Raw genomic sequence first — 14,727 nt, forward strand, 5'->3', positions numbered from 1 at the left:
TGCTCAACGTTGGAATATTTCAGCGATACACACATTGTCTTTGCCTTGAGCCTTTGCTTGGAACATGGCGGCATCAGCACTTTTAACGAGTTCGGATATTGAGCAGCCGTGATTAGGGCAGCCACTAATACCCGCACTAGCCGTCATAAAAACTTCATTTTTATCATCGGTTAAAAACGGTATTTTAGATAGCTTTATTAAAAGCCGTTTTGTAAGTTCAAACGCGGTGTTTTGTGCCGTATCTGGAAAAAGTAGCAAAAACTCTTCCCCCCCCCAACGAAACAGCAGATCAGTTTTACGTATCAGCTTAGGCACAGTATTAGCAACATGCTGAATTGCCTTATCGCCGTTTTGATGGCCATATTTATCATTTATTGACTTGAAATTATCAATATCAAGCATGATAACTTGCATCGGTTGGCCTTGTTGCAGGCTAACGTTTAAATATTGACCGAATAATTCATAACCTGTTTTTCTATTATATAGGTCTGTTAAATCATCACGTTGAGAGCGGTGGAACAGCTTTTCCGTTAAAAGCTGGGATTGAGTTATATCTAACACTAAGCCGATCATTCTTAATGGTTGGTGATCGTTGTCGCGTTTTACTACAAGGCCACGATCATGAACCCAAATAAAGTCACCGTTACGATTTTTTAAGCGATACTTTGCTTCGTAACGAGAGCTTTTAGAAAGGAGGTGCTCTTGAAGCATTTCGGTGACACGGCTGAAGTCATCTGGGTGTACAGCAGAGCTCCATGTTTCTAATGTAGGGTTACCTATTTCATGCGGGCCGTATCCCATCATGCGATACCACTGCGGGCTTAAAAACAATGAGTCATCCGATAAATCCCAGTCCCAGAGGCCATCACTAGCTTCATTTAGAGCAAAAGCTCGGATGGTGTCGTCATTATGAAAATCATCTTCATGCTGAGCACGTAATGTAATATCACGAGCTATTGAAACAAAGTAAGGAACGTCATTATGAATGAAGTAATTTGTTCTAACCTCTACAGGGTAATCGCTACCATCTTTGCGTTTATGACGACCGACAAAGATAAAGTTGCCGGCTTCTTTGATCGCTTCAGATATTTCAGCCCACTGGGATATGCCAATAACATCTTTATTCAGGGATAGAACGCTTTGATTTAAGAGTTCACTTCGTGTCATGCCTAAAGAATTCCAGCCTTGAGTATTGGCTTCTATGATATGTGAAGTGAAGGGGTCGATAATATAAATAGCATCACTGACATGATCAAAGAGGCTATGAAAGAAAGGCATATCAATGACCGGTAAATCTGAAGGCATTTAGCTCACACTAATAATTATAATTGGTAGCTTCATTGTAGGTTAAAATCAAAATATTTCTAAATAACATACTAAAAATAAGTGATTAACTGAATGTGAACAGCGGTTAGACTAAAGTAGAAATTTGTTGCAGTGCACAATATACCTATGTAAAATAGTCGGATAATGTGGTTCGGTAGTATTTCCGGATCTTTTAATTTCTGCATTGGCGCATGGAGGTATATTTATGTACCCAAAAATACGCAACCCCGAAGACTGGCTAGAGCAACAGGAAGCTCTGCTTGATACCTACATAGAAAGAGTATTTGAATCACAAACTATCGATGAGTGGTTTAGTGCGTCACATTGGTATTTTGATGCGATAACAACGCAATTTTTGCCCCAAGCGATGTCGAAGTAAGCATTGCTGTAAAGACCTGCTAAGGCAGGTCGACTTTTTCCTTTTACATTCATTATTTTAGTTTTCCTGCTATATATTTCAAAATTACATTGCTAGCCTGCATTGGCCTAAGTTATTGTCTTTATTGCCGATACTTTGTAGGTCCACTTATGAGCTATAAGTTACCAAATGATATTTTTATTCCTTTAGCATCAGATCTTCTAGATAAAAAAAACCAAAATATGAAGCGTTGTATGATCATATTAAGGAAGCAATATTTAGTGGGCGTCTTAAAACAAATGACAAGCTCCCTTCAACTCGCTATTTAAGTAAACTAGTAGGTATCTCACGTAACTCCGTATTAACAGCGTATGAGTTACTCTTTTCAGAGGGGTTCATAGAAAGTCGAAAAGGTGCCGGGACCTTTATTGCAGATGTTGCAGATCTGAAACCCTTATTAGGTAAAGTTGCTACTACTGTTTTCACTCAGGAAAATATGCGAATTTCTGATTCAGGCAAACGAGTGAATGCAATTGAGGCGCCAACGCGCTTAGATGTTACAAAACCAAGAGAGCAATTATTACTGCCCGCACAGCCTGCAATGGACTTGTTCCCTTATAAAGAATGGCAGGCTTGTGTGACCAAGAGCTTACGTGATGTATCAACATACTCTGAGCAACCTGCAATGGGTGTTGGTTTATTGCGAGAGCAGATAAAAGAGTTTCTCCTACTCACTCGGGGCGTACGCTGTGATGTAGGTGAGGTGATGATTACCTCGGGCTCCCAGCAGGCATTATCGATAGCATTAAGTTTATTAGTTAATAGTGGCGACTCTGTTTTACTAGAGGAAATAGGTTTCAAAGGTATTGATGGTGCACTATCTAGCTTGGGGGCATTGCAAACTACATTGCCTATTGATGAGCAGGGGGTTTGTTTCAATAAAGATGACGATATATGCCAGCAGGCAAAAACATTAATCTTAACCCCTTCGCGCAGCTTCCCTTTAGGGCACACTCTGTCGCTACAGCGTCGTTTAGCCATTCTTGAGTGGGCTTATGAGACTCAAGGATGGATTATTGAAGATGATTATGACAGTGAGTTTATCTTTAGCGGTCATAGTATTGCCTCATTGCAAGGCTTAGATTCTGGTGGCAGAGTAATTTATGCGGGGACTTTTAGCCGAACGATGTTCCCAGGTATTCGCCTAGGTTATATAGTATTACCCGCTATACTTGTCCCACTTTTTAATAAATATAAACGCTTTGTTGATGGAGGCCTATCAGCACAACAACAAGCTGCAATGGGGCTGTTCATGCAAAGCGGTGCTTATAGCCGGCATTTACGCCGAATGAGAAAGTTATATAAGTCTCGAAAAACAACACTTGATAACCTCGTAGAAAAAGAGATTCCGAGTCTATCGCTCATACCTAGTGATGGGGGAATGCACAGTGTTTATTCTTTTCAAGAAAATCAGAATGATATAGCTATTTGCCGTAAAGCAAATCAACAAGGCTTAGGTATTCGTGCATTATCATCTTACCAGCGCCCTCAGCAAGATAATAAAAACAGCCGTACAGGTATTGTTTTAGGCTACGCAGGAGCAACAGAAGAGCAGATGCACAAAGGGGTGGCCCTGCTGCGTCAGATTATGGATGAGGAATCTATAAAAAATTGCTGACTATTCTGTTAGATATGTGTTTAATGATTTCTAATTTCAATTACCAAAAAGTATCAGGGTTGTTTCATGTTAGAGCTTTCAATACTGGCCGTATTCGTGCCTACATTCTTCTTTGTATCAGCTACTCCAGGAATGTGTATGACGCTTTCAATGACGATGGGTATGACGATTGGTTTACGCCGAACACTGTGGATGATGGCTGGTGAGCTAGTTGGTGTAGGACTCGTTGCATTTTTATCTGTAATTGGCGTCGCGGCTATCATGCTAAATTATCCCGAAGTTTTCGCTATATTTAAATATGTTGGTGGTGCCTATCTAGTCTTCTTAGGTGTGCAAATGTGGCAATCTAAGGGCAAAATGGCTGTTACATCTGAGAACTCAGTTTCAAGCACATTGAGCCGTAAAGCACTTGCGCTGCAAGGCTTTGTCACTGCAGTAGCTAACCCGAAAGGTTGGGCGTTTTTTATCTCTCTCTTACCACCATTTATAAACTCTCAAGCACCGTTAGCGCCTCAATTAGCTGCATTGATTGTGATTATTCTGACAGTAGAGTTTATTTGCCTATTAGCTTATGCAAGCGGCGGGCGCACAATGCGCCGCTTCTTACAAAAGAACGGCAACATCAGTCTGATGAACCGCATTGCGGGGAGCCTAATGATGGGTGTCGGAATTTGGTTAGCTACGGGTTAGCTCTCTACTGCTTGGATGTGGGGGTACTTTAGTAAAATTTTCAGAGGAATAATTCTCAGTGTGGTTGTGTAGCCCACTTGGTATAGTGCATTTTTTTGCTCTTGATTGAGTTTAAACTCTGTAGGAGAAATGCTGCCCGCATGAATCACAACGGTTGAGTGCCAATAGTGGTCGTTAATATACTCTCTGGACATGGTTGTCATGAAAGTTCTGATTAATAATGCCATATAGCTAATCAAGGGAAAAAACCTAAATCCTTTAGGGTTGGTTACTTCTTGAATACTGCTTAACCTGAACACAACTACTGGCGAATCATCTCCCGCCCAATTTTGTTGCAGAGCTTCCTCTGACAGAATGCTTCCATCAACCATTAGCTGGCCACTGAACTCTTTAAAACTAAATATGATTGGAATAGATATGGAAAAGCGAACCGCTAAAGATACTTTAAGGTTTGGTGTCCGTTCTTTATCGAAAATAACCGGTTGACCCGAGCGAACATCGGTCGCAACAACATGAAACGAATAGGGAAGCTCGGCAAAAGTAATACCATCAAGTTTATCGTCGATCCATGCCTCGAAACTATCTCCTGTGGAGAGTCCGCCTGAGCGTAGCAATCTGAATAATGAATGGCCTAAAAAGTGACTGAAATCTGTTTCTTCAGCGATGACTCTAATTTGCTTTAAAGAATAGCCAGCAGCATATAGTGCACCAACAATACTACCGCCAGACACTCCAACCAGCGTTGAGAACTTTAGTCCCATCTCTTCAAGTGCTGTTAAAACACCAATATGTGCAGATAGCCTACTTCCACCTCCAGCTAATACTGGAACAATACTCGAAGCTGACGAACTGATTTCTGCTTCATCTCTATTCAAACGACTGATACCTAGATTAAATAATTGAGAAATATATAACATTATAGCTGTATGTGCCTATAAACCCTTACTTTTGGATAGGTATATTATCTTTCTTGGTCCTATTTCAAACAGATAACTCGGTAGATCATGATGAAATAGTAAATTTTTTAACTAAATCGATATACCAATAGGTTGATTATGAAGCAAACGAAATACCTTTATATGGGCAAGATTCAAGCTGTTATTTTTGATTGGGCAGGAACAACAATCGATTATGGCTCACTTGCACCTGTCAACGCTTTTTGTGAGCTATTCAAATCTCATCATGTAGCTATTACTTTATCCGAGGCTCGGGCGCCCATGGGCGTTGAGAAAAGAGAACACATTCGCCAGCTCCTCTTAATACCGCGTATACAGCAAGCCTGGTTGGACACTCATCGTATGGTGCCTGATGATAACGTAATTGATCAGCTATATAATGAGTTTATACCTATTCAAAAGGTGAGTATTGCAGAACGTTCGGAGTTGATCCCTGGTGTTAAAGCCGTGTTTGATTACTTAATAGCGCATGGGATTAAAGTGGGTGCCAATACTGGATATAGCCAAGAAATGATCACTGATATGCGCCAAACCGCTACAGCACAAGGTTACAAGCCTGCTTCTGTTGTTTGTGCTACCGATGTATTTAGAGGGCGTCCTTTCCCAGACATGTTGTTAAAAAACATGCATGAACTTGAAGTTAGTGCTGTTCAATCAGTCATAAAAGTTGATGACACTATCGCTGGCATTCAAGAAGGCTTAAACGCAGGTTGTTGGACAGTAGGGGTCACGATAACAGGAAATGAAGTCGGACTGGATTTACCTGAATGGAATAAAATGTCAATTGAACAACAGCAAATCCTTCGCAGTACTGCTTATGAAAGACTTCACAATGCTGGCGCTCATTTTGTAGTTGATTCAGTCGCAGAGCTACCGAAAATAATAGCTAACATTGAAAAAAAGCTCAGTAATGGAGAGCAACCTTAACCTGCCTTCTTTGTCATAAGTACTGCGATAAATATTTTTATCTTAATAAAACCACCCAGCTATTTGTTATTTCTGGTGAACTAACGTCTAATAATGCAGCCAAAGTAGCAATGTTTTGCATCTAAATGCTTGATGCCAAGCTAGCTAATACTTCGGTAATCTGGGTTTGTTTAGATATCTACTTTGAGATAGATCAGGCAAAAGCTTTGTCACTAGAGCTTTCGCCTGACACTATTTTAAGGAATTAATATGAAAACTATCGTCATTGTAGGTGGCGGGGCTGGGGGGCTTGAATTAGCCACTCGGTTGGGCCATCAATATGGGAAACAAGGTAAAAGCACACCTGACCAACAAATAGAAATTATCCTTGTAGATAAAAACCGCTCACATATCTGGAAGCCGCTGCTGCATGAAATCGCCACAGGCTCTTTAGATATCAATACTGATGGGGTTGTCTATCGTGCCCACTCTAGTCTTCACTATTACCAGTTCCAACAAGGAACAATGACCGGTATTGACCGGGAGAATCAAACCATCCTTTTGCAAGCACTCGATGATAATGAAGGTAAAGAAATACTCCCACCGCGTGAGATTAAGTACGATACGCTAGTAATGGCTGTTGGTAGTGTAAGTAATGACTTTGGCACGCCTGGTGTTGCTGAACATTGTTACTATCTTGATTCGCACCTTCAGGCGGAACGCTTTCATCAATCAATGCTGAATCACTTTTTAAGGATTAACCAGCAGTCCGATAGCCCGGATGCTGAGCAAGGTGTTTTAGAACTAGCCATAGTCGGTGGCGGAGCAACGGGGGTTGAGCTTGCCGCTGAGCTTTATCATGTAGCTGACTTATTAAAAGTTTACGGTATGCCTGAGATGTCAGCTAAGCGATTAAAAATAGCATTAATCGAAGCAGGTCCGCGCTTACTTCCTGCCTTACCTGATCGCATTGCACTAACAGTAAGGCGAGAATTACAAAAGTTGGGGGTCGAAATACGTGAAAATACACGTGTTATAGCGGCAGATCCCGAAGGGTTTGAAACAGCAGACCAACAACGTATATCCGCAGATATTACCGTGTGGGCTGCTGGAGTTAAGGCACCCGATTTTATTAAGTCACTTGACATGTTTGAGACTAACCGAATCGGTCAAATCATAGTAAAACCAAGCTTGCAAAGCAGTGTGGACGATAATATTTATGTTATCGGTGATTGTTCTGCATGTGAGCAGCCCGACGGTAGTTGGGTTCCACCAAGAGCACAGTCCGCTCATCAAATGGCTGATTTGGTCAGAAAGAATATTAAACTTCAATTAAAACACAAGCCTTTACAAGACTATATCTACAAAGACCATGGATCATTAGTGAACTTGAGTAAATACAGTACTGTGGGGAGCTTGATGGGGAACCTAAATAAAGGGACCATGTTTATCGAAGGACGTCTTGCGCGCTTTGTTTACATCTCACTTTATAGGATGCACCAGATAGCTATACATGGCTGGTTACGTGCCACTGCAGTAATGCTTGCACAGAAAATTGCTAATAGCGTTAAACCCAAAATGAAACTGCATTAATGGTATGATTTGTCGCTAGAATTTTTAAAACGACAAATGATAAGGACATACCATGTTTGCATTTTTTGAGCGGTTAGTTGCACCGTTTCCATCAGAGGAGCCGCAGCAACCGCCCAAAGGTATTTATGCGTTTTGCCGCCATTATACGAAGGGGAGTGAGCTGTACCTTTTATTGATGGCGGTGTTAACAGCCTTAATCGCTATCTCAGAAGTTATGTTGTTTGGCTTTATGGGAGAACTCGTTGATTGGTTAGTCACTAAATCCCCTGAAACACTGTTTCAAGATGAAGGTGGCCGCCTTATAACAATGAGCCTAGTCGTACTGGTAGTTTTACCATTGCTTGTACTACTGCATGGCTTATTGGTTCATCAAACATTGCTTGGCAATTACCCCATGTCAATTCGTTGGATGACACACCGTTATTTATTAAAACAAAGCATGTCTTTTTATAGCAATGATTTTGCTGGCCGTATTGCGACTAAGGTTATGCAAACCTCTTTGGCGATTCGTGAAACCGTCATGAAAATACTCGATGTACTGATGTTTGTATTGGTGTACTTCATCTCTATCGTTGTACTGGTTGCCCAAGCGGATATTAGATTGATGTTCCCTATGATTATTTGGATGGGATGTTATATCGGTATTCAGATGTACTTTGTACCTAAGCTAAAACGGGTATCAATGGAGCAAGCAGATGCACGCAGTATCATGACAGGCCGCATTGTTGATAGTTATACCAATATCCAAACGGTTAAATTGTTTTCTCATACTGACCGTGAGTCGCGCTATGCAGAAGAGGGGATGAACGGTTTTTTAGATACTGTCTATCGCCAGATGCGTTTAGTGACAGGCCTTAATTTTTGCGTACAGTTCATCAACTATTTTTTAGCATTTTGTGTTGCTGCATTTTCAATTTGGTTATGGAAAGACAGCGCAATTACGGTAGGAGCTATTGCTATCGCCGTGAGTCTTGCACTACGTATTAACGGAATGGCGCAATGGATCATGTGGGAGATAAGCTCTCTGTTTGAGAACATTGGAACAGTCAGTGACGGTATGAAAACAATGTCGACGCCACAAGAAGTAGCCGATATTCCCCATGCACAAGCATTAGATGTCAAACAGGGTGCTGTTAAATTTGATCAGGTTGGTTTTCACTACGGTCAAAAATCAGGGGTAATTGATCACCTTAACTTAGATATTAAACCCGGTGAGAAAATTGGTATTGTAGGGCGCTCTGGTGCTGGAAAATCAACACTGGTCAATCTGTTGATGCGTTTCTATGATGTCGAGTCTGGTCGAGTTGTTATTGATGGGCAAGATATCAGCCAAGTGACGCAAGAAAGCTTACGCCAACACATCGGCATGGTGACACAAGATACTTCTTTGTTGCACCGCTCGGTGAGAGATAACATTTTATATGGTCGTCCAGATGCAACTGAAGAAGAGTTGCGTGACGCCACTGAAAAAGCTGAAGCAAGCGAATTCATACAAAAGTTAACCGACCCAGCAGGGCGAGTTGGCTTAGATGCTCAGGTAGGTGAGCGTGGTGTCAAGTTATCAGGAGGGCAACGTCAGCGAATAGCAATAGCGCGTGTATTGTTAAAAAATGCACCTATTCTTATTCTTGATGAAGCAACTTCTGCCTTAGATTCAGAAGTTGAGGCCGCTATTCAGCACAGCTTGAATAAACTGATGGAAGGCAAAACTGTGATTGCGATCGCGCACCGCTTATCAACAATTGCAGCAATGGATCGCCTAATCGTTATGGAGCAAGGTGAAATTGTTGAGCAGGGTACTCATCAGGAGCTTGTCGCTTTCGGTGGAATTTATGCGAAATTATGGGCGCACCAAACAGGTGGGTTCTTGGGGTTGGATATCAGTGATTAACCTTAATTCTAATGAGTAAATAACAATCGGTTCATCTGCTTTCCTAAAAAACCAGTTCAATCGTAAGAGTGAGCTGGTTTTTAAAATTACTCGATATAAAGTCGGTTAAAAATCTCTTAGTGAGTACCTTAGCTAGTTGTTTTTATCGATATTTTTTATTTCGAAAATACTGATGCTTGCTTTTATAATTAGAGTACTTCTTCGCTCTAATGGGTCGATGTGCATCCCTCTTATAGTGCTGCTTGTATCCTTTCTTATTGTGTTCTCTGTTATGACGCGTTTGATACTTCACCCTAGGTGAATAAGGGTAATGTTGATAGGATCGATTAAGTGGGCTGTGTGGAACAAGATAAGTGCTTGAATAGTTTTGATGAGAATAGTGATGCTGCTGATATCTTGATGACCGACGTATTTTTTGATCGCTATACAGGTAAATTGGCGTTCCAAGCGAAACAGATATGGCTCCATGCGGGAAGAAAAAATTCAGTGCACCGTTGGCTACAATATCAACCTCGGCCTTGGCGGGCATAATCAACAACAGTGAAATGAGTAAAGCCATGCTTAAACGATAAGGTAAATTGTATATGCTACGCATAACGGTTACCTCCTGACTAATTGCACTTAGGTATTTAGGTGCTATTTCAGCATATCCCTTAATAGAAATGATTGTCAGTTATAGAATTGCTAAGAAGTGTAAAGTTTTGTTAAGCCAGTACTCTTTATCTATGGGTTTTATCAGCTTCGGCTACTCCGATAAATTTATTTTTTATTCGTTAACATCTTAAAAAACTTAATCTTTATCGCTTGACGGAACTAAAAAATATTCATGTAATCACATTATCTAAAGGGGGTAATTTAGCCCCAATAAGGGGACTCTATGGAGCAATCGCTCGCCATTGCCGTTGGTTTTATTGCTGTACTCTCTCTATTACTATCGCCAAAAGCGAAAAGTGACGGAGCATTTTTTAAAGGGTTATCTCCCGCAGGGGAGCAACCCGGGTTATTACTCCTTATCTTTTCACAAGTGACGACATGGATTTTTGCACGCTCTTTACTTAATGCCGCAATCCTGGGTTTCTATTATGGGGTTTGGGGTACCTTAGCCTATGCCGCATACTACTTGTCATTTCTGACTGGTGCTAAAATCATTGACTCGGTACGTTTTCAACACGGCTTCACTAGCATTCAAGCATTTTTAGATGACCGTTTTGGTGCTTGGGGTACTCGCTGTTACAACTTTGTTGTTGGTATAAGGTTAGTGAGTGAGATTTTTGCCAATATTCTAGTTATTGGTATTTTGTTTGGTGTTGCTGGTAGTAGTTCGTACATGTTCGCTGTTATTGCCTTTGCTGTTATTACGCTTGTGTATTCGATGTTGGGTGGCTTACATGCGTCTTTGCGTACAGATCTAATGCAGATGATATTGTTTCTTGTTGTATTAGTGGCGCTTACTATCCTAGTGATCGCTAGCGGTAACGCTACACTGGATAACTTGCTGTTTAAGCCTTTTGAAATCACGGACCCGGGTCCTATTTTATTGCTTGTTGCTTTATTGCAAGTGTGGAGTTATCCAATGCATGACCCTGTCATGATGGACCGCGGTTTTCTGGCTGATCGAGACACAACAAGAAAAAGTTTTTTACATGCCGCATGGATAAGTGTGATCTGTATTACACTTTTCGGGACTTTCGGTGTAATAGCCGGTGCTCAAGCACAGTCGGGAGAAGCAATGAATGCAGTTTTATTACGCATTCTGGGTGATGTACCCATGTTGCTTTTTAATGTGATGCTAGTTATTTCAGCTATGTCTACGTTAGATAGCACGTTATCGAGCTCCTCAAAATTGGTCGCTGTTGATATGAAATGGGTCGCACCCAATGTGCGAAATGGCCGTATGACAATGGCAACCTTTATGCTGGTTGGTTTGCTTTGTGTTTTCTTAGGCAATAAAGATCTGTTTAGCGCTGTTGCTGTAAGCGGTACTGCCTCTATGTATCTTGCGCCGGTTATTTTCTTCTCTTTATGGGGTGGGAAAACAGACATTCCAGTGTGGAGTTATCTGGCAACATTCTTGCTCGCTTTAACAGGTGCAGCGCTCTACTTTATTGAGTCAGCAGGGCACACACAGCTCTTAGGCAACTATCATAAATACACAAAATTGTTGTTTATTTCGGCTTCGATTTTAATAGTGGGTTGTGTGTTTTTCTGGCTGGGCTCATTAAGTAATTCACAAAAACAACGTATGCAAGTAGCCGCATAATGACAATATTTAATCCTATATCAACGCGTCCCCTTCTTGTTTTCGGAGGGGCTTATAGTAATGCATCAGCCACTGAAGCGTTAATTGCTGAGGCTCAGCGATTAAGCATTCCACCCAGTAATATCTTGTGCACAGGTGATCTTGTTGCTTATTGCGCATCCCCTCAAGAAACAATAAATTTAATCAAAAATTGGCAGATCGCCGTGGTTATGGGCAACTGCGAAGAGTCCTTTGGCAATGATGCAGACGATTGTGGCTGTGGCTTTGAAGAGGGTACTGCTTGTGATTTACTTTCAGCAGACTGGTTTAACTTTTCGAAGCCTAGAATTAGCATGGCTAACAAACAGTGGATGAAAGCGTTGCCTCGTTCTATTGAGTTTAACTTTGCAGGGTTTCGTTGTGAGGCAATACACGGTGGAGTCGATCGGATTAACCAATTCATCTACACTTCAGATGAGGACGAAATCTCTCAGCAACTAAATAAAGTCGATGTTGATATCGTCTTTGGTGGCCATTGCGGTATCCCCTTTGGTAAACGCTCAAGAAATAAAACGTGGCTCAATGCGGGGGTGATTGGCATGCCCGCTAACGATGGAACACAAGATGGTTGGTATATGCTTGTGACACCTAAACAAGATGGAGTCAATGTTGATTGGTACCGGCTGCCATATGACGCACAGTTAACAGCAGACACTATGCAAAGAGAAGGTTTAAATACGGGCTATAAAGACGCTTTACTGACCGGTACTTGGCCGAGTGCAGATGTGTTGCCGGCTGAAGAGAAAGCCGCTTCGGGACAACAGTTGAGTCTAGAGAGTATGCATCTTGAGATGACACAGGCATGATAGATTAAGTGATGCATCGTATCCCTTCAGAGCCTAAGACAAACCCTCAGTTTGGTACTGCGGTAAGCCGTAGACCTATCGGCGTTTTTGATTCTGGCGTTGGCGGTTTATCGATTATTAAGGTCATTCAGCAATACTTGCCCAATGAAGACATTGTCTATATCGCTGATCAAGCGTTCGCGCCATATGGTGGTCAAACTGAGGAAACCATTACGCAGAGATCGCAGTATCTTGTTAATTCGCTGATAGAAAAAAACTGCAAAGCGATAGTAATCGCCTGTAATACTGCAACCGCAGTTTCAATAGCCCGCCTTCGTGCAACAGCTTCGATCCCCATTATTGGTATTGAACCGGGTATTAAACCTGCCGCTTTACGAAGTGAAACCGGTGTTATTGGTATTTTAGCAACACCCCAAACATTAAAAAGTACAGCATTTCTAGACTTAAAGGAGCGCTTTACTAAAAATGTAAACATTGAGTCACAAGCATGCCCGCGCTTTGTTGAATTAATAGAAAAGGGTGTCTTTTATGGTGATGAAGTTAAATCTGCTGTATCAGATTACGTTGCTCCTTTATTAGAAAAGCAAGCTGACCAAATTGTTTTGGGCTGTACACATTATTCTTTTCTAACGAATGAAATAAGCCGGTTATTACAGGGTAAGGCAGCGATTATCGATACAGCTCATCCGGTTGTCGTGGAATTGGAAAGGGTATTAGATAAACACCATCTTATAAATGATAGTGTACTCAGGAATACGTTGTATTTCACGTCGGGAGATCCTTATAAGTCTTCAAGAGTAATGAGTCAGCTATTAGGAAATAATGTTCATGTATACGCTTTGTCCAAATTTTTCCTTGAGGAATAGAGCTATTTTAGCGCTTAATAAAACCGGTTATATCTTCAATTTTACCGCTTAATTCACTCTTATAACCCGCCAAATTTTGCACTTCATTATGAAAAAGATCACTTTTTATAATCTCTATAAATTGGCTCACGGATGCTTTTTGGAGGCTTTTCTGATGACAAACAAATACGTAATCTTCGCTACATATAGGGATAAATCCGAGCCCAAATTGATATGCTGCCTGCTCAACACCAAAACCTACATCGGCCATACCCGCAGCAATATAAGCAGCAACCGCAGAATGGGTGAACTCACGATTGTTATAACCCTCGATATTATCCGCACATACACCTTCATTTTTTACTAGTTGGTCGAGTAGTGCGCGAGTACCTGAGTCCTCTTGACGATTAATAAACCTAATGCCCTCGTGTGTTAAGTCCTGTATTGAATGAATGTTTAAGGGATTGTCTTTTTTGATCATTAGTCCTTGTTGTCGTGATATAAAACGAATTACTTTGTGAGACCGAGGCTTGAGGAGTTGTTGGTAGCGTTCTATTAACGAGGGAATAACAACACCGGCTGGCATATGAAACCCTGCAATATCACAAGCATCACGATTAAGTGCTGTCAGCGCCTCTAAGGGGCTGCTGTATTGCAGGTCAAGCTGTAAACCTTCGCAAACATCAGGTAAAAGGGCTACAGCGTAACCGTGGCTTGCTTGAATACGCAGCAGTGGCGTGAGGTTGACGAGCGCTTTTTGTATTTCTACGTTGAGTTCTGATGCCAAATTAGCCATTTGTGGTTGAAAACGAGCCATTACGCGTTGTTCTGCCCACAGTAGTTTATCTCCTAGCGGGGTAAGTGTTGCCCCTCTGCCTTTTTCGAGCTTAACTAACTGAGCCCCAAAAAAATCAGCCCACTTATTGAGCATATTCCAAGCATGACGATAAGAAATACCAGCAGACTCAGAGGCAGCGGTAAGCTTTTTGTGCTGATTAATGGCTGCCAATAAGCGAAAGAGCTGTGGATCCAGTGTATTTCCAGCTTCATCTCGAAACGACCAAGTAGGATCGATATGTATTCTTTTACCAGGCATTAACGTATCTCGTTCTTAGAAAAACCCATTGATTACTCAGCTGTTCAAATAGGTAGTAAAGTGCATATATAGTGAGTATTAATCAATTTATTAGCATTCAATGCCTGTATTTTCACATAAATTCATAATATGCACAAAAATTCATATTTTTTGTATCCCTTGGGAATGGTAATTTATCAGGTATAAAGTATGACAGGTGGATTTATAAGGGTTTCATTATTCAAATTTATTCCCTTTAAAAGCCTGTCCACAATAAAGCTATTAAATTCAGTAGCACTAATAA

13 protein-coding genes are annotated in these 14,727 nt (G+C 41.2%); 10 read left to right on the forward strand and 3 right to left on the reverse strand.

The features are described from left to right. Positions 1–3 precede the first annotated feature (3 nt). Positions 4–1,305 carry a sensor domain-containing diguanylate cyclase gene (locus tag NEJAP_RS09570; protein ID WP_201350393.1) on the reverse strand — a complete coding sequence of 434 codons (1,302 nt, stop codon included), beginning with the start codon at positions 1,303–1,305 and terminating at the stop codon, positions 4–6. Positions 1,306–1,531: 226 nt separating this feature from the next. Between NEJAP_RS09570 and NEJAP_RS09575 the strand changes: the two genes are divergently transcribed. The 3 genes from NEJAP_RS09575 to NEJAP_RS09585 all read left to right on the forward strand — a co-directional run bounded on the left by NEJAP_RS09575 (position 1,532) and on the right by NEJAP_RS09585 (position 4,052). Continuing rightward, a complete protein-coding gene (locus tag NEJAP_RS09575; RefSeq protein WP_201350394.1) occupies positions 1,532–1,705 on the forward strand; it encodes a hypothetical protein in 174 nt (57 codons plus the stop codon). 229 nt (positions 1,706–1,934) lie between these two features. Then, positions 1,935–3,362 (forward strand): PLP-dependent aminotransferase family protein, encoded by a 1,428-nt coding sequence (locus NEJAP_RS09580; protein WP_201350395.1) that lies wholly within the window; start codon positions 1,935–1,937, stop codon positions 3,360–3,362. 66 nt (positions 3,363–3,428) lie between these two features. Then, a complete protein-coding gene (locus NEJAP_RS09585; RefSeq protein ID WP_201350396.1) occupies positions 3,429–4,052 on the forward strand; it encodes a LysE family translocator in 624 nt (207 codons plus the stop codon). Here NEJAP_RS09585 and NEJAP_RS09590 read toward each other — a convergent pair. Continuing rightward, positions 4,049–4,969 carry a patatin-like phospholipase family protein gene (locus NEJAP_RS09590; RefSeq protein ID WP_201347027.1) on the reverse strand — a complete coding sequence of 307 codons (921 nt, stop codon included), beginning with the start codon at positions 4,967–4,969 and terminating at the stop codon, positions 4,049–4,051. The genes NEJAP_RS09585 and NEJAP_RS09590 overlap by 4 nt on opposite strands. A 138-nt stretch (positions 4,970–5,107) precedes the next feature. Here NEJAP_RS09590 and phnX point away from each other — a divergent pair, with 138 nt between their 5' ends. The 7 genes from phnX (at position 5,108) to murI (ending at position 13,369) form a co-directional block, all read left to right on the forward strand. Beyond that, the gene (gene phnX / locus NEJAP_RS09595) at positions 5,108–5,935 is read left to right on the forward strand and encodes a phosphonoacetaldehyde hydrolase (RefSeq protein WP_201347029.1); all 828 of its coding nucleotides are present in this window, start codon (positions 5,108–5,110) and stop codon (positions 5,933–5,935) included. Positions 5,936–6,184: 249 nt separating this feature from the next. After that, positions 6,185–7,507 (forward strand): NAD(P)/FAD-dependent oxidoreductase, encoded by a 1,323-nt coding sequence (locus tag NEJAP_RS09600; RefSeq protein ID WP_201347031.1) that lies wholly within the window; start codon positions 6,185–6,187, stop codon positions 7,505–7,507. 52 nt (positions 7,508–7,559) lie between these two features. Then, entirely contained in the window at positions 7,560–9,398 is a 1,839-nt protein-coding gene (locus NEJAP_RS09605) for an ABC transporter ATP-binding protein (RefSeq protein ID WP_201347033.1), read from the forward strand. A gap of 339 nt (positions 9,399–9,737) precedes the next feature. Then, the gene (locus tag NEJAP_RS09610) at positions 9,738–9,929 is read left to right on the forward strand and encodes a hypothetical protein (RefSeq protein ID WP_201347035.1); all 192 of its coding nucleotides are present in this window, start codon (positions 9,738–9,740) and stop codon (positions 9,927–9,929) included. A 346-nt stretch (positions 9,930–10,275) separates the two neighbouring features. Further along, a complete protein-coding gene (locus tag NEJAP_RS09615) occupies positions 10,276–11,658 on the forward strand; it encodes a sodium:proline symporter (protein WP_201347037.1) in 1,383 nt (460 codons plus the stop codon). After that, positions 11,658–12,503 carry a metallophosphoesterase family protein gene (locus NEJAP_RS09620; protein WP_201347039.1) on the forward strand — a complete coding sequence of 282 codons (846 nt, stop codon included), beginning with the start codon at positions 11,658–11,660 and terminating at the stop codon, positions 12,501–12,503. Before NEJAP_RS09615 ends, NEJAP_RS09620 begins: the two co-directional genes overlap by 1 nt. Positions 12,504–12,514: 11 nt before the next feature. Next, on the forward strand, positions 12,515–13,369 hold the full coding sequence (gene murI / locus NEJAP_RS09625) for a glutamate racemase (protein ID WP_201347040.1): 855 nt from the start codon (positions 12,515–12,517) through the stop codon (positions 13,367–13,369). Positions 13,370–13,376: 7 nt separating this feature from the next. On the opposite strand, the gene NEJAP_RS09630 is transcribed toward murI, so the two are convergent. Further along, positions 13,377–14,444, reverse strand: coding sequence for a substrate-binding domain-containing protein (locus NEJAP_RS09630; protein WP_201347041.1), 1,068 nt, complete (start codon positions 14,442–14,444; stop codon positions 13,377–13,379). Positions 14,445–14,727: the final 283 nt, after the last annotated feature.

This window comes from Neptunomonas japonica JAMM 1380, assembly GCF_016592555.1.
Lineage (GTDB): Bacteria > Pseudomonadota > Gammaproteobacteria > Pseudomonadales > Balneatricaceae > Neptunomonas > Neptunomonas japonica_A.

Bases quoted from the DNA above. Each gene is read 5' to 3' on its own strand.
- NEJAP_RS09605 (WP_201347033.1), top strand. From the start codon at position 7,560: ATGTTTGCATTTTTTGAGCGGTTAGTTGCACCGTTTCCATCAGAGGAG.
- NEJAP_RS09630 (WP_201347041.1), bottom strand. From the start codon at position 14,444: ATGCCTGGTAAAAGAATACATATCGATCCTACTTGGTCGTTTCGAGAT.
- NEJAP_RS09620 (WP_201347039.1), top strand. From the start codon at position 11,658: ATGACAATATTTAATCCTATATCAACGCGTCCCCTTCTTGTTTTCGGA.
- NEJAP_RS09585 (WP_201350396.1), top strand. From the start codon at position 3,429: ATGTTAGAGCTTTCAATACTGGCCGTATTCGTGCCTACATTCTTCTTT.
- NEJAP_RS09590 (WP_201347027.1), bottom strand. From the start codon at position 4,969: ATGTTATATATTTCTCAATTATTTAATCTAGGTATCAGTCGTTTGAAT.
- murI (WP_201347040.1), top strand. From the start codon at position 12,515: ATGCATCGTATCCCTTCAGAGCCTAAGACAAACCCTCAGTTTGGTACT.
- NEJAP_RS09575 (WP_201350394.1), top strand. From the start codon at position 1,532: ATGTACCCAAAAATACGCAACCCCGAAGACTGGCTAGAGCAACAGGAA.
- phnX (WP_201347029.1), top strand. From the start codon at position 5,108: ATGAAGCAAACGAAATACCTTTATATGGGCAAGATTCAAGCTGTTATT.
- NEJAP_RS09615 (WP_201347037.1), top strand. From the start codon at position 10,276: ATGGAGCAATCGCTCGCCATTGCCGTTGGTTTTATTGCTGTACTCTCT.
- NEJAP_RS09570 (WP_201350393.1), bottom strand. From the start codon at position 1,305: ATGCCTTCAGATTTACCGGTCATTGATATGCCTTTCTTTCATAGCCTC.
- NEJAP_RS09600 (WP_201347031.1), top strand. From the start codon at position 6,185: ATGAAAACTATCGTCATTGTAGGTGGCGGGGCTGGGGGGCTTGAATTA.